Raw genomic sequence first — 15,403 nt, 5'->3', positions numbered from 1 at the left:
ATGGTGGGGCAGGGGCGAAATCAAGTCAATGCGCTGAGACGAATGGCGGAACCGCCACTGTGGATGGCGTCACGGCCAGCACCTTGAACAATGTTCCCATCTGGTCGGGGCCGGCAAGCCGCTCCACATCGTTGCGGATCGCCTGCTGCTCCGTGGCGTTCCTGCCGGCACCCAGCCGTCCGGCGCGCTCCAGAAGGCCGAGCCCGATGAGGAAGTCACCCTGGCTCATCAGTTTGGCGGTCAGGCCCTGCTCCATTGCGGCACCCGCCAAAGCGGAGAAATCCACATGCGCCGTCAGGTCGGCCTTGCCCGGCTCCTTCAGCACGTCCTGATAGGCGTGGCCGCGCATCGCCTGCAGCGTGTCGCCGGTGGCCGGTGTCGCATAGCCATAATCGATGAAAAGCCCGGCGCCGCCCTCTCTGCCGATGCGTTCGGCGATGCGGGCCATCAGGGCATTGCGAGCGGGCGCGAGTTCCACGATCGCCCCCTCGGGCGCGTTATTTGCAGCCGGCGGTAAAAGAGCGGGGTCCGCAGAGCCGGCGCCTGCCATGAACGCAAGCCGTTCTTCCGCATCGAGGCCCACCACGCGTTCGCGCCAGGCATTTCCAACCCTCACATATTGCCGGATGGGGATGGCGTCGAACAGCTCATTGCCAACAATGAAAAGCGGCCCTTCCGGCAAAGCGTCCAGATCGGCGATCCATGCCACTTCACCTTCCGGAAGCCCAAGCGTCTTACGCTGCACGTCGCTCAGCCGGGGGCTCGCTTCGATCATGAAAAGCCGCATCTGCTTTCCGAACGCGGGGTCGATTTTCGCCCAGGTCCGGAGCATGTCCTTCATCAGCGTCCCGCGTCCGGGGCCGATCTCCGCGACAACAGGCGTTTTCGGTGCGCCGCTCGCCTTCCAGGCCGAGTAGAGCCAGATGGCGCACAATTCGCCGAACATCTGGCTGATTTCGGGTGCAGTGGTGAAGTCACCCTCGGCACCGAAGGGCTGGCGCGTCGTGTAATAGCCCTCGTCGGGATCGAAAAGGCAAAGCGCCATATAGTCGGCGATGCTCATTGGCCCCGCCGTTTCGATCTGCGCCCTGATGCGATCCTTCAGTGTTTTCATCGGGCTGCGGCCCGCGCCCTCAGCATCGCCCACACACCCACAAGCACCATGGGAAGCGAAAGCACCATGCCCATGGTCAGCCACCCGCCGGCCAGATAGCCGATATGCGCATCGGGCTCGCGGAAGAACTCGACCACGATGCGCGACAGGCCATAGCCACACACGAACGCGCCGGCCACGAAGCCAGGCATTTTCAGCTTCAGCCCCTTATGGGTGAGAAGGCGCAGCACCACGAAAAGCACCAGCCCTTCGAGCGCTGCTTCATAAAGCTGGCTTGGATGGCGCGGCTCCGGCCCGCCATTGGGAAAGACAAAGGCCCAGGGCACGTCCGTCACGCGGCCCCAGAGCTCCGAGTTCACGAAGTTGGCCACACGCACCAGACCGAGACCGATCGGCACCACCGCCGAAATCGTGTCGAACAGGCTCCAGGCATTGATGCCGCGCTTTCGGGCGAAGAGCAGCATGGCGAGCGTGACGCCGAGCAGCCCGCCATGGAACGACATGCCACCCTCCCAAACGGCGAGAATGTCGAGCGGGTTCGCGATGTAGCGGGGGAGGTCGTAAAAGAGAATATAGCCGATGCGTCCGCCGGCGACGATGCCGATCGCGGCCCAGAGAACGAAATCGTCGAGATCCGTGACCGTCATCGCCGGCTTGCCGCCTGCCCACAGCCGCTCGTTCGAGACCAGCCGGCGCGCATACCACCAGCCGGTGAGGATGCCGACCACATAGCCGAGCCCGTACCAGTGGATGGCAAGCGGTCCGACCTGCAGCGCCACCGGGTCTATGTTGGGAAAGGGCAGGGCGGCCAGGGGCGTCATCAGATAGTCGGTCAATCGGGCCTCCGGGCGCATGGAACTCAGACGCGGCAGGTATTACGGAGCATCGGGGCAAGGTCAAGGCGCGCTGTGCCGCGGTTTCCCATCTTCAATCTGGAGAAGACCCTACGGCTTTCAGTCTAGTCGCTACTTCGCCAGCGGAAGCGTAGAATTGTGGTCTTCAGTCTCGGCAACATGATTTCTCGAAAAGGAGCAGTATCAACCCGGGAGGTAATGATGACCGATACCAAGTGGATGATCAGGGGACGTGAATTTATTCACTGCAACTGCGCGTATGGATGTCCATGCCAGTTCAATGCCCGGCCCACGCATGGAGGCTGTCACGCTGTCGGGGTGGTGCATATCGATGAAGGCCAGCATGGCGGCGTCAAACTCGACGGCCTGAGCATGGCCATGATCGTGTCATGGCCGGGCGCCATTCACGAAGGCCATGGCAGCGTCGTTCCCATCATCGATGAACGTGCCGATGAAAAGCAGCGCGCAGCAATGCTGCGGATCATGAGCGGTGAGGACACGGAACCCGGCGCGACCTTCTTCCAGGTTTTTTCTACCACCTATGAGAAAGTTCATGACCCGGTTTTCGCAAAGATCGATTCCGAGGTCGATGTGACCGGCCGATCGGCGACGTTGAATGTGCCCGGCTGGATCAAGGCACGTGGCGAGCCGATCATCAATCCTGTCAGCGGCCAGCCGCATCATGCGCGCATCAATCTGCCGAGTGGGTTTGAATATGATATCTGCGAGGTGGGACGTGGCTGGGCGGATACGCAGGGGCCGATTGCCCTGTCGATACCGGACTCGCACGCTCATTTCTCGAAGGTTCACATGACCGGCGAGGGCGTCGTGCACTGAGCCGATCGTTCCAGGAGGGCAAGGCATGGCTGCCACCGCACTGGAAAACACTCTGCGGCGCGACCGCCTGATTGTCGGCGCGGCCCTTGCCGCGCTGACGGTTGTTTCCTGGCTCTATATCCTGTGGCTGGTCGATTCCATGGACATGGCCATGCCCGCTGGCGACGGGATGAAGACGTCCATGCAGGCTGCTGCGCCGGTGGGCGAGGGGATGGTGATGGGGCTGCATCCGTGGAACCTCACCTATTTCGCCTTTATGTTCGTCATGTGGGCGGTGATGATGGTCGGGATGATGACGCCATCCGCAGCGCCCATGATCCTCATCTATGCGCGTGTTGGTCGTGCCGCCGAAGAAAAGGGCAGGCCGCTTGCGGCGACCGGCTTCTTTGCCGGTGGCTATCTTCTTGCCTGGACCGCATTCTCCTTCATCGCCACGCTGGGCCAGTGGGCGCTGGAGCGAGCGCTTCTGCTCACACCCATGATGGCGAGCGCGAGCGTACTTTTCAGCGGGCTGGTGCTCATTGCGGCCGGTCTGTTCCAGTGGACCCCGCAGAAGGATGCCTGTCTCAGCCATTGCCAGGCGCCGCTCGCCTTTGTCCATGCCCATGGCGGCTTCCGGCGCGAGCCGGCAGGCGCGCTGGCGCTTGGCTTCCGCCACGGGCTTTATTGCATCGGCTGTTGCTGGGCACTGATGGCGCTTCTCTTCGTTGGCGGTGTGATGAACGTTCTCTGGATCGCCGCCATCGCGATCTTCGTGCTAGCCGAAAAGCTGCTGCCGCCGCGCTGGCCGGTGTCGCGCGTGGCCGGCGGCGTTCTGATTGCGCTCGGCATCTGGGTGCTTGCCGGTGGTGCGCTGTAGGCGTGGTTCCTGATGGTGCTGCAACAGCAAATGACCTTGCATTCGGCGCGCGAGCCCACTACCTCAAATGGATCAACGTGAAAGGCGCGCCATGACCAACGGAAGCAACCGAATCCTCGACGAGTTCGCCAAGCTGATGACCGATGCCGCAGGCGCGGCCCAGGGCGTGCGCCGTGAGGTGGAGACGGCCTTTCAGGCACAGGCCGAACGCATCCTCAACTCGATGGACGTCGTCCAGCGCGAAGAGTTCGAGATGGTGCGCGAGATGGCGCTCAAGGCACGCGAGGAAAATGCGGCGCTCACCGCCCGCATCGAAGCACTGGAAGCAAAACTTTCAGAAGGCGGTGCCGCAAAAGCTGCGAAATCTGATTCGAAACCGGCGTCATCCACCCGGACGAAAAAATAATTTTTTATTACCGGCGCCTGTGTATGGCGTCGAAAAATCCTTGTTCGAGAGTCGCTTACGCCGCGCCGCCCTATGCCGCGCGGTGTTTCTATCCACACACCCCTTGGCCTTTCGGCAAAAAAGGTCTGGTCACGCGACTCTGCATCAATACACTGAATTTACAGCGTGATTCGTAACTGGTCATGCAGTCGGGCAGGGGCGGGCCCGCGTTAGTTCCATGCGTTGTCGTTGTCGCTCCACACTGTGTTTCAGGTTTGAAACGTCTTGCGGAAGAGCATTTCCGCTGTGGATTCTTGCGGGGTGTTGCGGCGCCTCCAGCTACGGGAAAGCAGATTAATGAGCCTTCTTGAACTCGACATGACCCGTGATGCGCATCCCGTGGATGTGATCGAGCATGTCGCGCACACCAATGACTGGAGCTTCGAGCGCAATGGCGACGACGAGATCGCCATCGCCGTGGCCGGCACATGGACCGATTACAACGTGTCCTTCTCCTGGATGGAGGAATTCGAGGCGCTGCACGTGGCCTGCGCCTTTGACCTGAAGGTGCCCGCGAAGCGTACTCTGGAAGTCATGCGGCTCCTTTCGCTCATCAACGAACAGATGCTGTTCGGCCATTTCGATCTCTGGGAGCGCGAGAATGTGGTGATGTTCCGCCAGGCGCTCGTTCTTGCCGGTGGCGTCGAGCCAACGGGCCAGCAGGTCGAGACCATGCTGAACAGCGCTCTGGAAGCCTGCGAATGCTATTATCAGGCTTTCCAGTATGTCATCTGGTCGGGCAGCACGGCGCAGGAAGCGCTGAACAGCGTGCTGTTTGAGACCTACGGCAACGCTTAGGTCGCAAGCAGGGGAGCGGGCATGTCATCGGAAATGGCCCCGGAAATCACCTTTGACGATTTTCTGAAGGTGGATATCCGTATCGGCACCGTCATCGAGGCAGAGCCTTATCCGGAAGCCCGCAAGCCTGCCATCAAGCTCAAGGTCGATTTCGGTCCGGAGATCGGAATCAAGAAATCGTCAGCGCAGATCACCGTCCATTACACGCCGGAGACTCTCGTCGGACGGCAGGTGGTGGCGGTGGTCAATTTCCCGCCGCGCCAGATCGGCAAATTCATGTCCGAGATTCTCGTTATGGGGTTTTCAGACGAAAATGGCGCCATCGTTCTGGCCGGATGCGACGGGAAAGTGCCAAACGGCAGCCGCCTTCACTAAACAAGCTCAGCAGACCTGATCCGGGTTGTATAAAATCGGTCGTCCGTGCCTCAATCCAGATAATCAAATCTGTCCGCACCATCGAAACGGCGAATGCGCAGGCCGGCGATCGCACCTGGCTCCATCAGCCGCGCATTGATGGCCATGCGGTTGCCTTCACCAGTCGGGCGCCAGTGCGTCGTGCACCCGCAGGTGGGGCAGTGGTGCATTGCAAGCGTCCTGTCGCCCTGCACATAGGCGACAGTGTCGCCTTCGCCGCACAGGAAGCTCACCTCGGCAGGATCGCAGTGAAGCCAGAGCGCACCGAGCCTGCGGCAGAGCGAGCAGTTGCAGTCGGTCAACCACAAGGGCCGCGCGGACGTTTCCATCCGCACGGCCCCGCAATGGCATGTTGCCGTGAGCATCGCTGTCCGTCAGGCGACTTCGTCGTCGCGCTGGTTGACGAAGATCAGGACGCCGATGATTGCCATGTAGAACTTGAAGGCCGCGTCCTGGCCGTTCCAGGTGTCGGACTGCCACATCAGGAACCATTCGCCGCCGACGACCATGAAGCCGAAGAACCAGACAAGAAAACCGATTGTCGCACCGGCGACCATCAACTTCTTGGATGTATGGAACTCTGCAGCCGAAGCGCTGCGCGCACCGAGCATCCTGAGGCCGCCGAGCAGCAGGAGCACGAAAGTGAGGCCTTCGCCGGCGATGATCAGCCAGTATCCGGCGTACCAGAGCGCCGGCGTGGTGATGGCACGATACATGGCTGAATTGCCGGGGAATGTCGTGTCCATGCTGAACACATGCTGCACGAAGGCGAAGTTCGAGCCGTAATCGGTGATGTTGTTGAAGGTCACCATGAAGGCGAAGGCAGCGAGTGCCAGCGTCATGGCGATTTTTGCGTAGCGTGAGGTCATGAGCCCCCTCCTTGCAATGAGCGGCCGGGAAAATCGTGCGTCTGTGGCCCGGTCGCGACTCAGTGTGTTAGACGAAAGGATAACGTGCAATCTTTCGCGGGCGAAAGGTCAAGAGCATGGCCTTCTTTCCGCAGGGTTATCGACAGCAGGAGACGTGCGCTTGAAGACGATCATCGAATTGACCAGTGCCGCGCGCCGCAAGGCCGGGCTTGCCGGACTCGAGACGCAGCTCAACCGTCTCAGCCTTGGTGAATGGGCCCGCAAGGGCGATTTCGTTGAACTGGCGGGGCGCGGCGAGACCATTGTGTTCATGATCCGCGCCCGACGCATCCGTGTCGACGTCAATGATGTGCAGACCCTGGTCTTTGAACTCGATCATCCACCACGCCCGGCCGTGCGCTGACGCATTTGAACCGTCCTACGACGGCACCCTGATCACTGCCCGAAGTCCGCCAAGCGGGCTGTCGTCCAGCGTCACGTCGCCGCCGTGGCTGCGGGCGATGTCGCGGGCGATGGAAAGGCCGAGCCCCGTACCGCTTTCGTCCTGGTTGCGCGCTTCATCGAGCCGCACGAAGGGCTTGAACACGTCTTCACGCATGTCGGCGGGAATGCCGGGCCCGTCATCGTCCACGGTGATGGTCAGCGTTCCATTGGTGTTGCGCGCGGTGATTTCCACATTGGAAGCGTAGCGGAATGCATTGCCGATCACATTGTTCAGAAGCCGGCTGAAAGCATTGGGCCGTGCGTGCAGGTGCGTGCTGCCCACGGTCTCGACCTTCAGCGTGCAGTCGCGCAGGCCCGCTTCCTCCACGGCGCGGTCGAAGAAGGCGGCCAGATCGAACGCGCCGGGGTCTTCCGCCGCCTCGCCGCGGGCGAAAGCCAGATACCCTTCCAGCATCGAGCGCATGTCCTCGATATCCTGGTTGAGCGCTTCGATGTCTTCCTTGCTGCCGGCCACGGCAAGCTGCAGCTTGAAGCGCGTCAGGATGGTCCGCAGATCGTGGCTCACGCCGGTCAGCATGGCCGTTCTCTGCTCGATCTGGCGCTCGATCCTTTCGCGCATCAAGAGGAAGGCGCTGCCGGCGCGGCGGATTTCCTCCGCGCCGCGTGGTCGGAAGTCGCTCGGTGTCGGCCGCCCCTTGCCGAAACTGTCGGCGGCGGCGGCCAGTTGCAGGATGGGGCGGATCTGGTTGCGCAGAAACGCCACCGCGATGGCGATGAGCACCAGCGACGTGCCGACCATCCACAGAAGGAAGATGTGCGTGTTCGAAGCGTAGGCCTGGCTGCGTCTGGCAAAGATACGCAGCACCTGGTTTTCAAGCTGGATGCGGATCTCGATGATGTTCGAATTGCCCACCGTGTCGAGCCAGAAGGGCCGGTTGATCTGCCGGGTGATCTCCTCGCCGAGCGTCTGGTCGAGAATGGAGAAAAACGGTTTCGGGCCGGGCGCGGGCAGGGGGTCGGGCGGCAGAAGGTCGATCTTCAGCGCCAGCCGCTCCTGGGCGATGCGGATCACCTGCGCATAGCCGTCATTGCCCGGATAGGTCTCGATCATGTCGATGATGGCGGAGATGTCGCGCGTGACCGCCTGGCTCAGCCGCTGCGTGACCGTCTGCCAGTGGCGTTCCATGAAAACGAAAGCAATGACCGACTGCAGAAGCAGCATCGGCGCGATCACGATGATGAGCGAGCGCGCATAGAGCTGTTTGGGCATGTAGCGCGAAACGATGCGCCAGAACCGCCGCCACGGTCTGCGCATCGCGCCGAATGCCTGTCTGAAGCGCGTCAATGGCGTGATCTTCCCGGCCGGCGTCTTCTGATCTGAGCTGATGTTCAATTCCGCCATTCGCCCTTGCGGGCATCCATTCCCGAACTGCAATCCGGTCTGATCCTATGCATTGGAGGCGCAGGAGGAAACAGCTTTTCCGTGCGCTGCACACATGCGGTCAGCTCGACGCCGCTTGCAGGTCGCAAAAAAGCACCGCCGCAGCGAAAGAGCCCTTGACTTAAAGTTAACTTGAACTTCGAGAGTGCGCCGCATCACCGTTCCATCCGTCCTTCAAGGAGACACCATGTCCGCACGCCCGCAAACCGCGCCTTCCGCCAATGCAATCTACCGGGTCGATAAATTTGCCGTACCGGCGCCGGCCCGCGAAGAGTTTCTCGAGCGCGTTTCCGCCACGCACGCCCTCCTGCGCCAGCAGGCGGGTTTCCTGGGCGACGTCATTCTCGAACAGGCGTCGGGGCCGGGCGAGTTCAATTTCGTCACCATGGTCGAGTGGGAAGGGCCCGAAGCGATCGCGCGCGCGGGCGAGGCCGTCGCGCGCATGCATTCAGAAATCGGTTTTGACCGCCATGAGATGATGGGCCGCCTCGGCATAAGAGCCGATATTGCGAACTACCAGTCTCTTGCCGTCTGACGCCGGGGTTACTCGACGCTCAGCCGGTAGCCGATGCCGCGCACGGTCTGCAGGTAGACCGGGTTGGACGGGTCGCGCTCGATCTTGCGGCGCAGGCGATTGATCTGCACGTCGATCGTGCGCTCGCCCACTTCCGAGTCCTCGCCCACCAGTTCGTGCCGCGGCACGGTCTCGCCGGCCCGTTCGGCGAAGATGACCATGATGTCGCGTTCCCGGTCGGTCAGCTTCACCAGCTTGCCGCTGTGCTTCAGTTCGCGCTTGGCGATCTGGAAGGCGTAGGGGCCGAACACCACCTGCTCCACCTTTGGAGTGGACTGTGGCGTGCTGCGGCGCAGAATGCTGTTGATGCGCAGCACCAGTTCGCGTGGATCGAACGGTTTTGGGAGATAATCGTCGGCGCCGGCTTCCAGCCCGGTGACGCGGCTGTCGGTTTCCGACAGCGCCGTCAGCATCAGGATCGGCGTGTCCTTTTCCTCGCGCAGAGATCTGGTCAGCGATACGCCGTCTTCTCCCGGCATCATCACATCGAGCACGACGAGATCGAAATCGAGGCCCACCAGCTTGCGGCGCGCCTCGGCAGCGTTGCCGGCAATGGTCACGCGGAAGCCGTTTTCACGCAGGAAGCGGTTGAGCAGGCTGCGAATGCGCGTATCGTCGTCCACCACCAGCAAATGCGGCGCATCATCGCTCAGGACAGCGCGGTCCTTCTCGAGATTGCCGGTTTCGCTCATTGTGACGATCTCCTCAACCGATGTGCCCGATGTGCCCGATGTGCCATGCGTCTGCTACTTAGAGCGTCCGTTGGGCAGTTTGTCCATCTGGGCGCGCAGTTCCGGGTTCACCATGGCGCGCAGAAAACGCTCCACCGCGGCACTGTCGCCCGGTTCCGCCTCTTCAAGTGCCGCACGGATGCGGCGGGACTGTGGCAGCGCCAGCGCCAGCGCCAGATCGCGGCCTTTCTGTGTCGGGTAGAGTTCGCGCTGGCGGCGGTCGCGCGGCCCTGGGACCTGCACGATATACCCATCGTCGATGAGCTGTTTCAAGACGCGCGCCAGGCTCTGCTTGGTGATCCTCAGGACCTCCAGCAGCTCCGCCACTGTCAGCCCCGGCAGGCGGTTGACGAAATGCAGGACCCGATGATGCGCCCGTCCAAAACCATATTCGTCAAGGATGGCGTCCGGGTCGGCAGTGAAATCCCTATAGGCGAAGAACAGGTGCTCGATGATGGCGAAATCTACGCCGTCGTCGAGTGTCAGCGGGGTCTTGATCGGGTCGGCGTCGGTCATGCTCTTGGGCTGCTTCCGGTCGTTTCGGTCGATTGACAAAGAAATTATGTCAGCCTTATTGACATAATTTCAAGGCGTGGTAATTTTTGATAATGTTTTCGTCCCGGCACGAACGAAAAGGTACTCTGAAGGCCATTTTTCGGAACATCCTTCAAATTCCTTTTGGTAACGCATAGGCTGTGACGATTGAAGGCGTCGCCCACGGGCGGTATTTTCGGTTTGCCCGGTCCCACGGAAACGGACCGGCGGGAGAGGTTACATGGCAGCGGTTCCTTTTGATCAGCTCGAGGGCTTTATCTGGCTCAATGGTGAATTCGTCAAATGGGCAGATGCGAAGATCCACGTATTGTCCCATGGCCTGCACTATGCCAGCGCCGTGTTCGAGGGCGAGCGTGCTTATGGCGGCGAGATCTTCAAGCTCACCGAACATACCGAACGTCTGCATGAATCCGCCCGCATTCTGGGCTTCACCATCCCGTGGTCGGTGCAGGAAATCGACGATGCATGCCGTGAGCTTCTGGCGCGCCAGGGCTTTGCCGATGCCTATGTGCGGCCGATCGCCTGGCGCGGCAGCGAGATGATGGGTGTTTCGGCGCAGAACAACCGCATCAACCTTGCCATCGCCATCTGGCAGTGGCCGAGCTATTTCGACCCGGAGCAGCGCCTGAAGGGCATCCGCCTCGACATGGCCGAGTATCGCCGGCCCGACCCGCGCACCGCGCCGTCCAGGTCCAAGGCTGCCGGTCTATACATGATCTGCACGCTCTCCAAGCATGCCGCCGAGGCAAAGGGCTATGCCGACGCCATGATGCTCGACTGGCGCGGTCAGGTCGCCGAGGCGACGGGTGCCAACATCTTCTTCGTCAGGGACGGTGTTCTGCACACGCCGACACCTGACTGCTTCCTCGATGGAATCACGCGCCGCACGGTGATCGATCTTGCCCGCCGTCGCGGCATAGAAGTGGTCGAGCGCGCGATCATGCCGGAAGAGCTGGAAGGTTTTGAACAGTGTTTCCTGTGCGGTACCGCTGCCGAGGTCACACCTGTCTCCGAGATCGGCCCTTACCGCTTCGAAGTCGGCGAAATCACGCGTTTGCTGATGAATGACTACGCCAACGAAGTGCGCCCGAAACTGTCTGTGGCGGCCCAGTAAACCGTCGCAACCGCAGGTTACTTCATCAAATATTCACAGCCTCTTATTTGACATGGGCCGGAATCGCGCTTTCATGGGCGGGCCGGCCCCTGGAGGTCGGCTCTTTGAGAGGGACCGGACATGGAAGCTCTACTTCCCATTATCGTGCAGGCTGTGACTGGCATTCTTGGCGGTGAGGCAATCGGCTCAGTCGTCAAGAAGGCTGCGATGGGTCACGGCGCCAAGATACTGAGTGGCATCATCGGCGGCGTTGGCGGTGGTGCTCTGCTTTCCGGCATGGGCGGCGATGCCGGTGCGCTAAGCGGCCTGTTGGGCGATGCTATCGGCGGTGCTGTCGGTGGCGGTGTTCTGACTGGTATTGTCGGCGCCGTCATGGGCGCGATGAACAAGAGCTGATTTTCATCAATTCTCTGAAACGGGCAGCCGGGGGCGGTTGCCCGTTTCCTGTTTCCGGCCCCGCATCTCCGGGCCACCAGCAAGAGGGCTTCATGGGCAATCTCCGTGCCGGTGTCATTCCCGTGACGCCATTCCAGCAGAACTGCACCATTCTCTTCGACGAAGATATCAAGAATGGCGTTGTGGTTGACCCGGGCGGCGAGGTGGATCGCATTCGCGCAGCCATTGATGACAACGGCATTTCCGTTGAAGCGATCTGGCTGACCCATGGTCATATCGATCATGCCGGTGGCGCGATGGACCTCAAGGAGGCGCTTGGCGTGCCGCTGATCGGACCGCATGAGGACGACCGGGAGCTTCTGGCCAATCTGGAAAATCAGGCGCGCATGTTCGGCCTTGATCAGTCCGTGCGCAACGTCACGCCCGACCGCTATCTGCGCGAAGGCGAGACAGTGTCATTCGGTGAGCATGAGTTCGAGGTTCTGCATTGCCCGGGGCATGCGCCGGGCCACGTTGTCTTCTTCAACCGGAAAGCCCGCTTCGCGCATGTGGGTGACGTGCTCTTCAACGGTTCGGTCGGTCGTACCGACCTGCCGGGCGGCGATCATGAAGCACTGATCCGCTCGATCAGGGAGAAGTTGCTGCCGCTCGGTGACGATATCGGTTTCCTGTGCGGTCATGGCCCCGGTGGGCGCTTCGGCGACGAGCGGCGCTCGAATCCCTTTCTCGTATAGTTTGGCGTTCAGTCTGTACGGAGCCGGGTAACCCCATAGCCGGCAAGCGCCAGCGCGATGCCGGATGCGATCGTCCGCGTCTGGTTCCAGAACTGCCAGCGTGAAGAATAGTCGGACCAGATCGCTTCTGCCGCTTCAATCTCGTCCGGCACCGCAATCAGCGCCAGCGCCTCGTTCATCGGTACGTTGACCGTCATCGTCAGAAAGAGACCGAAGACCAGGTAGGTCGCGGCGCCGGCAGCGATCCAGAAGGCGGGGCCCCTTTGCCCGTCGCGCCAGATCACCAGCGCTGCCAGTGCAAGGACCGCGGGCGTCAGAAAGAAGACGGGAAAGAAAACCGCATTGCGCACCGAGGCGTTCATCGCCTGCATGGCCGCGATCGCCACACGCGGGTCCGCCTGGTCGAGGCCCCACATGGTCGAGCACACCCAGGCATAGAAGAACCCGAAAATCGCCCCGGAGAAAAGAACAGCGGTTACCGAAAGTCCCGTGATCAGGCTGCGCATCGCCATGTCTCCCAAAAATCGTACACATGTGTACACTTTCCAATCTCGTACATTTGTGTACGGTAGCTGTCAAGACAGCGGGAGATGCGCATGCGCGAGGAAGCGAGAACAGAACGCCAGGCTCAGATAGAGCGTGCCGCCTATCGGCTCTTGCGCGAAAGGGGCTATGGCGGAACGTCGATGCTGGCCATTGCCAGGGAGGCGAGGGCGTCGAACGAAACGCTCTATCGCTGGTATGGCGACAAGAACGGTCTCTTCAAAACAATGGTCGAGGCGAATGCGCGTGAAACCCGCGAAGCATTGCAGCGGGCAATCGAGGCGGGGGACGATCCGCTGGAATGTCTGGAGAACGTTGCCCCGGTTCTCCTCTCCATGCTTCTTGGCGAGAGGGCTATTGCTCTCAACCGTGCCGCTGCCGCCGATGAAAGTGGAGAACTGGGCGCGGCGATTGCCGCCGGCGGGCGCAATGCCGTGGCACCGCTTGTCGAAGAACTGCTTCGTCGGGCATGTGAGGCAGGCAGTCTCACAGCATTGTCACCGTCGACCGCTGCAGAACAGTTTCTCGGCCTGCTGATTGGCGACCTTCAGATCAGACGCGTTATCGGTGTTTTGCCGGAGCCGGAGGCCGATTTCGTCGAAGCGAGGGTTTTCACCGCCATGACTGCTTTCAAAAGCCTGTGCGATTCTTCATTCACTGATTGACACAGTGCCAGAAAATCAACTAATGGTTGTTTTCCGTGCGGAATGATCGTGAGCATCTGCGGGTAGCCGCGATCCGGGTCCAGTGTACGTTGCCTGTGTCCGAGGGCCGGTTTTCGTTTTTCCCCGAGTGTCCATTGGATGCGTTCGCAAACTCCACATCCAGCTTTTCATAAAGAAAGGCCGGGCTGAGCCCGGCCTCATTTCGTCTCGGGGCAGGGAACTCCGAGATTAGCGCGGCTGGCAGAAATGCCGCTGGCCATCATAACCCATGAAGGTGCCGGTGCGGCCGTCAAAGCTGCGATAGCGGTTGGCGCAGTACCGGAACCATTCGCGCGACCATGGCTCCATCGCGGGGCGATAGCGAACCGGATGTTCGCGATATACCGGGCGTTCCCGGTAGCGGTATGCTGGGCGTTCTCGGTATTGGTAGACAGGCTGGTAGTCGGGACGATAGGGCGGGTCGATGTAGACACGATCGTCGCCGCGGCGCGACTCCGAGATGAGCCCGCCGACGATGGCGCCTGCGGCCAGGCCGATGACGCCGGCTGCAATGGCGTCACTGTTGTTGTTGCGGTGACGATGGCGGTGGCCGGCATCGGCGGTGGAGATCGCTCCGAGCGTTGTGGCTGCGACGGCCAGCGAGAGAATGCCCGTCTTCAGGAAGCGTTTCATGACTTTACCTCTTCAAACACGAGCTGCGGTTTTTTCAGGGGGAGCCGCAGCTTTCGCACTGGGTTTATCCATTCGCACCTGAATGGCACCTGAATGAGGCAGGCAGCCTGCGTTCAACCATTATGAACGCTCCTTATCCTCCGTGTTGCGGGTGTGACCGATGTCCGGACGGCGATCCATCGTTTCGCACGAACGCCGGTTGCGCTAATCTCTGATTCCGGTGCTGCCCGCGCCGCCCCCCTCCATCGGGAAAGCAAACGTCATGCAGGGCTATCTGCCTTTTGAAACCGACTGTTCGGGCGGCTGCATAAGGAGGGGTTGCGAAACCAGCTCGCAATGGGAGGTTTCCGATGAAACTGACTGCCCCTCTCTACGCCCTGAAGCGCAGGGCGAAGTTGCTGTCCCGCCGTGATGGCGTCCCGCTCCACGCAGCGCTCGATCGCGTTGCCTGCGAGCAGGGATACGGCGGATGGAGCCTGCTGGCGGCAAAGGCCGCATCGCGTGCGCCGGCAACCATGCTGTTGTCCAGGCTCACGCCCGGCGATTGCCTTCTGCTTGGCGCGCGTCCCGGTCAGGGAAAAACGCGATTGGCGCTGGAACTGGTCGTCGAAGCCATGAAGAACGCACATGGCGGTGCATTCTTCACTCTTGAATATACCGAACGCGACATCGTGGAGCGGTTTGGTGATCTCGGGGCGGAGGCGGCTCGCCATGCCGACCGCTTCATCTTCGACAGTTCTGACGAGATCTGCGCCGACCATATCGTGCGCGCGCTTTCGGCAGTGCCGCGCGGCACACTTGCCGTTGTCGACTATCTCCAGCTTCTCGATCAGAAGCGGGTCAATCCCGATCTTATGGAACAGGTGCGGTCTTTGCGGAGGTTCGGCGGCAGAAAAGGGGTGATCTTTGTTTTCATCTCCCAGATAGATCGCTCCTTCGATCTGTCGGGCAGGTCGCTGCCCGATATTGGCGATGTCCGTCTGCCCAATCCGCTGGATCTGTCATTGTTCAACAAACACTGTTTCTTGAACAATGGCGCTGTTCGCTTCCATGGATAAGCGCATTGGGGCGCTTTCCTGCGCGATTGCATCGGGCCGGCGGGAACGGAAACGCAGCTCGCAGGCCGCCATTTTTGCCTGCGGTCTGCTGCGCCGGTGCCTGAAATTTGGTGAAAAAGGAGAAAGAGCGCGCGGCGGCTCGACTGACGCGCGTTCCCTGTTCTGCCTGCAGCAGAAGGGCCTGCCCGGAGGGCAGGCCGAAGCCTGGCGCCTTCGAAGCGGTCCCCGGAAAAGCGCGCAAGCCGGTTTTCCGTTCGGAACTGCCTGAAAACCATGACCTGAGCCG

At 61.1% G+C, this 15,403-nt stretch carries 22 protein-coding genes; 13 read left to right on the top strand and 9 right to left on the bottom strand.

Annotated elements, in window-relative coordinates:
- Positions 1-25: 25 nt before the first annotated feature.
- Positions 26-1,114, bottom strand: a complete 1,089-nt coding sequence (locus AC07E3_RS10350) for a class I SAM-dependent methyltransferase (RefSeq protein WP_478361692.1) — start codon at positions 1,112-1,114, stop codon at positions 26-28.
- On the bottom strand, positions 1,111-1,935 hold the full coding sequence (lgt, locus tag AC07E3_RS10345) for a prolipoprotein diacylglyceryl transferase (RefSeq protein WP_418793330.1): 825 nt from the start codon (positions 1,933-1,935) through the stop codon (positions 1,111-1,113). Before lgt ends, AC07E3_RS10350 begins: the two co-directional genes overlap by 4 nt.
- Positions 1,936-2,169: 234 nt before the next feature.
- On the opposite strand from lgt, the gene AC07E3_RS10340 reads away from it, so the two are divergent.
- From AC07E3_RS10340 to AC07E3_RS10320, 5 genes are all read left to right on the top strand, one after another.
- Positions 2,170-2,805 carry a DUF1326 domain-containing protein gene (locus AC07E3_RS10340; RefSeq protein WP_223006358.1) on the top strand — a complete coding sequence of 212 codons (636 nt, stop codon included), beginning with the start codon at positions 2,170-2,172 and terminating at the stop codon, positions 2,803-2,805.
- A gap of 25 nt (positions 2,806-2,830) precedes the next feature.
- On the top strand, positions 2,831-3,664 hold the full coding sequence (locus tag AC07E3_RS10335) for a DUF2182 domain-containing protein (protein ID WP_336072233.1): 834 nt from the start codon (positions 2,831-2,833) through the stop codon (positions 3,662-3,664).
- Between the two features lie 91 nt (positions 3,665-3,755).
- Positions 3,756-4,070, top strand: a complete 315-nt coding sequence (locus tag AC07E3_RS10330; protein WP_223005980.1) for an accessory factor UbiK family protein — start codon at positions 3,756-3,758, stop codon at positions 4,068-4,070.
- Between the two features lie 336 nt (positions 4,071-4,406).
- Positions 4,407-4,907 (top strand): type III secretion system chaperone family protein, encoded by a 501-nt coding sequence (locus AC07E3_RS10325; RefSeq protein WP_007009910.1) that lies wholly within the window; start codon positions 4,407-4,409, stop codon positions 4,905-4,907.
- A 21-nt stretch (positions 4,908-4,928) separates the two neighbouring features.
- Positions 4,929-5,282: a tRNA-binding protein gene (locus tag AC07E3_RS10320; protein ID WP_210180064.1), complete on the top strand. Its 354-nt coding sequence runs from the start codon at positions 4,929-4,931 to the stop codon at positions 5,280-5,282.
- A gap of 50 nt (positions 5,283-5,332) precedes the next feature.
- On the opposite strand, the gene AC07E3_RS10315 is transcribed toward AC07E3_RS10320, so the two are convergent.
- Together AC07E3_RS10315 and AC07E3_RS10310 are read right to left on the bottom strand one after the other, a co-directional pair.
- Positions 5,333-5,686, bottom strand: a complete 354-nt coding sequence (locus AC07E3_RS10315; protein WP_478361688.1) for a GFA family protein — start codon at positions 5,684-5,686, stop codon at positions 5,333-5,335.
- Positions 5,687-5,695: 9 nt separating this feature from the next.
- Entirely contained in the window at positions 5,696-6,190 is a 495-nt protein-coding gene (locus tag AC07E3_RS10310; protein WP_478361686.1) for a DUF2165 family protein, read from the bottom strand.
- A gap of 160 nt (positions 6,191-6,350) precedes the next feature.
- Here AC07E3_RS10310 and AC07E3_RS10305 point away from each other — a divergent pair, with 160 nt between their 5' ends.
- On the top strand, positions 6,351-6,593 hold the full coding sequence (locus tag AC07E3_RS10305; RefSeq protein ID WP_478361684.1) for a hypothetical protein: 243 nt from the start codon (positions 6,351-6,353) through the stop codon (positions 6,591-6,593).
- Between the two features lie 15 nt (positions 6,594-6,608).
- Here the strand turns inward: AC07E3_RS10305 and AC07E3_RS10300 are convergent, their stop codons facing one another.
- A complete protein-coding gene (locus AC07E3_RS10300; RefSeq protein WP_478361805.1) occupies positions 6,609-7,949 on the bottom strand; it encodes a sensor histidine kinase in 1,341 nt (446 codons plus the stop codon).
- A gap of 313 nt (positions 7,950-8,262) precedes the next feature.
- Here AC07E3_RS10300 and AC07E3_RS10295 point away from each other — a divergent pair, with 313 nt between their 5' ends.
- The gene (locus AC07E3_RS10295) at positions 8,263-8,610 is read left to right on the top strand and encodes an antibiotic biosynthesis monooxygenase (RefSeq protein WP_478361682.1); all 348 of its coding nucleotides are present in this window, start codon (positions 8,263-8,265) and stop codon (positions 8,608-8,610) included.
- Between the two features lie 8 nt (positions 8,611-8,618).
- Here the strand turns inward: AC07E3_RS10295 and AC07E3_RS10290 are convergent, their stop codons facing one another.
- Both AC07E3_RS10290 and AC07E3_RS10285 read right to left on the bottom strand, forming a co-directional pair.
- Positions 8,619-9,341, bottom strand: coding sequence for a response regulator (locus AC07E3_RS10290; RefSeq protein WP_336072242.1), 723 nt, complete (start codon positions 9,339-9,341; stop codon positions 8,619-8,621).
- A gap of 54 nt (positions 9,342-9,395) precedes the next feature.
- Positions 9,396-9,896, bottom strand: coding sequence for a MarR family winged helix-turn-helix transcriptional regulator (locus AC07E3_RS10285; RefSeq protein ID WP_065815439.1), 501 nt, complete (start codon positions 9,894-9,896; stop codon positions 9,396-9,398).
- 259 nt (positions 9,897-10,155) lie between these two features.
- Between AC07E3_RS10285 and AC07E3_RS10280 the strand changes: the two genes are divergently transcribed.
- The 3 genes from AC07E3_RS10280 (at position 10,156) to AC07E3_RS10270 (ending at position 12,179) form a co-directional block, all read left to right on the top strand.
- Complete coding sequence (locus AC07E3_RS10280; protein WP_065815438.1) at positions 10,156-11,049, top strand: branched-chain amino acid aminotransferase; 894 nt, start codon at positions 10,156-10,158, stop codon at positions 11,047-11,049.
- 120 nt (positions 11,050-11,169) lie between these two features.
- Complete coding sequence (locus AC07E3_RS10275; RefSeq protein WP_007010439.1) at positions 11,170-11,445, top strand: hypothetical protein; 276 nt, start codon at positions 11,170-11,172, stop codon at positions 11,443-11,445.
- 92 nt (positions 11,446-11,537) lie between these two features.
- Positions 11,538-12,179, top strand: coding sequence for an MBL fold metallo-hydrolase (locus AC07E3_RS10270; protein ID WP_478361678.1), 642 nt, complete (start codon positions 11,538-11,540; stop codon positions 12,177-12,179).
- An 8-nt stretch (positions 12,180-12,187) separates the two neighbouring features.
- Here AC07E3_RS10270 and AC07E3_RS10265 read toward each other — a convergent pair whose 3' ends face one another.
- Entirely contained in the window at positions 12,188-12,685 is a 498-nt protein-coding gene (locus AC07E3_RS10265; protein ID WP_478361676.1) for an anthrone oxygenase family protein, read from the bottom strand.
- 90 nt (positions 12,686-12,775) lie between these two features.
- Here AC07E3_RS10265 and AC07E3_RS10260 point away from each other — a divergent pair, with 90 nt between their 5' ends.
- On the top strand, positions 12,776-13,387 hold the full coding sequence (locus AC07E3_RS10260; RefSeq protein WP_478361674.1) for a TetR/AcrR family transcriptional regulator: 612 nt from the start codon (positions 12,776-12,778) through the stop codon (positions 13,385-13,387).
- A 228-nt stretch (positions 13,388-13,615) separates the two neighbouring features.
- Here AC07E3_RS10260 and AC07E3_RS10255 read toward each other — a convergent pair whose 3' ends face one another.
- Complete coding sequence (locus AC07E3_RS10255) at positions 13,616-14,059, bottom strand: BA14K family protein (RefSeq protein ID WP_065815434.1); 444 nt, start codon at positions 14,057-14,059, stop codon at positions 13,616-13,618.
- Positions 14,060-14,409: 350 nt separating this feature from the next.
- On the opposite strand from AC07E3_RS10255, the gene AC07E3_RS10250 reads away from it, so the two are divergent.
- Complete coding sequence (locus tag AC07E3_RS10250; protein WP_478361672.1) at positions 14,410-15,117, top strand: DNA helicase; 708 nt, start codon at positions 14,410-14,412, stop codon at positions 15,115-15,117.
- The gene (locus tag AC07E3_RS10245; protein ID WP_478361670.1) at positions 15,092-15,385 is read left to right on the top strand and encodes a hypothetical protein; all 294 of its coding nucleotides are present in this window, start codon (positions 15,092-15,094) and stop codon (positions 15,383-15,385) included. Before AC07E3_RS10250 ends, AC07E3_RS10245 begins: the two co-directional genes overlap by 26 nt.
- Positions 15,386-15,403: the final 18 nt, after the last annotated feature.

The sequence above is a fragment of the Nitratireductor lacus genome (genome assembly GCF_056431025.1).
The sequence above is the reverse complement of the archived record's forward strand: the minus strand, read 5'-3'. Positions and strand labels throughout refer to the sequence as shown.

Excerpts from the sequence above, each read along its gene's own strand:
- AC07E3_RS10350 (WP_478361692.1), bottom strand. The coding sequence starts at position 1,114 with ATGAAAACACTGAAGGATCGCATCAGGGCGCAGATCGAAACGGCGGGG.
- lgt (WP_418793330.1), bottom strand. The coding sequence starts at position 1,935 with ATGACGCCCCTGGCCGCCCTGCCCTTTCCCAACATAGACCCGGTGGCG.
- AC07E3_RS10340 (WP_223006358.1), top strand. The coding sequence starts at position 2,170 with ATGACCGATACCAAGTGGATGATCAGGGGACGTGAATTTATTCACTGC.
- AC07E3_RS10335 (WP_336072233.1), top strand. The coding sequence starts at position 2,831 with ATGGCTGCCACCGCACTGGAAAACACTCTGCGGCGCGACCGCCTGATT.
- AC07E3_RS10330 (WP_223005980.1), top strand. The coding sequence starts at position 3,756 with ATGACCAACGGAAGCAACCGAATCCTCGACGAGTTCGCCAAGCTGATG.
- AC07E3_RS10325 (WP_007009910.1), top strand. The coding sequence starts at position 4,407 with ATGAGCCTTCTTGAACTCGACATGACCCGTGATGCGCATCCCGTGGAT.
- AC07E3_RS10320 (WP_210180064.1), top strand. The coding sequence starts at position 4,929 with ATGTCATCGGAAATGGCCCCGGAAATCACCTTTGACGATTTTCTGAAG.
- AC07E3_RS10315 (WP_478361688.1), bottom strand. The coding sequence starts at position 5,686 with ATGCTCACGGCAACATGCCATTGCGGGGCCGTGCGGATGGAAACGTCC.
- AC07E3_RS10310 (WP_478361686.1), bottom strand. The coding sequence starts at position 6,190 with ATGACCTCACGCTACGCAAAAATCGCCATGACGCTGGCACTCGCTGCC.
- AC07E3_RS10300 (WP_478361805.1), bottom strand. The coding sequence starts at position 7,949 with ATGCGCAGACCGTGGCGGCGGTTCTGGCGCATCGTTTCGCGCTACATG.
- AC07E3_RS10295 (WP_478361682.1), top strand. The coding sequence starts at position 8,263 with ATGTCCGCACGCCCGCAAACCGCGCCTTCCGCCAATGCAATCTACCGG.
- AC07E3_RS10290 (WP_336072242.1), bottom strand. The coding sequence starts at position 9,341 with ATGAGCGAAACCGGCAATCTCGAGAAGGACCGCGCTGTCCTGAGCGAT.
- AC07E3_RS10285 (WP_065815439.1), bottom strand. The coding sequence starts at position 9,896 with ATGACCGACGCCGACCCGATCAAGACCCCGCTGACACTCGACGACGGC.
- AC07E3_RS10280 (WP_065815438.1), top strand. The coding sequence starts at position 10,156 with ATGGCAGCGGTTCCTTTTGATCAGCTCGAGGGCTTTATCTGGCTCAAT.
- AC07E3_RS10275 (WP_007010439.1), top strand. The coding sequence starts at position 11,170 with ATGGAAGCTCTACTTCCCATTATCGTGCAGGCTGTGACTGGCATTCTT.
- AC07E3_RS10270 (WP_478361678.1), top strand. The coding sequence starts at position 11,538 with ATGGGCAATCTCCGTGCCGGTGTCATTCCCGTGACGCCATTCCAGCAG.
- AC07E3_RS10265 (WP_478361676.1), bottom strand. The coding sequence starts at position 12,685 with ATGCGCAGCCTGATCACGGGACTTTCGGTAACCGCTGTTCTTTTCTCC.
- AC07E3_RS10260 (WP_478361674.1), top strand. The coding sequence starts at position 12,776 with ATGCGCGAGGAAGCGAGAACAGAACGCCAGGCTCAGATAGAGCGTGCC.
- AC07E3_RS10255 (WP_065815434.1), bottom strand. The coding sequence starts at position 14,059 with ATGAAACGCTTCCTGAAGACGGGCATTCTCTCGCTGGCCGTCGCAGCC.
- AC07E3_RS10250 (WP_478361672.1), top strand. The coding sequence starts at position 14,410 with ATGAAACTGACTGCCCCTCTCTACGCCCTGAAGCGCAGGGCGAAGTTG.
- AC07E3_RS10245 (WP_478361670.1), top strand. The coding sequence starts at position 15,092 with ATGGCGCTGTTCGCTTCCATGGATAAGCGCATTGGGGCGCTTTCCTGC.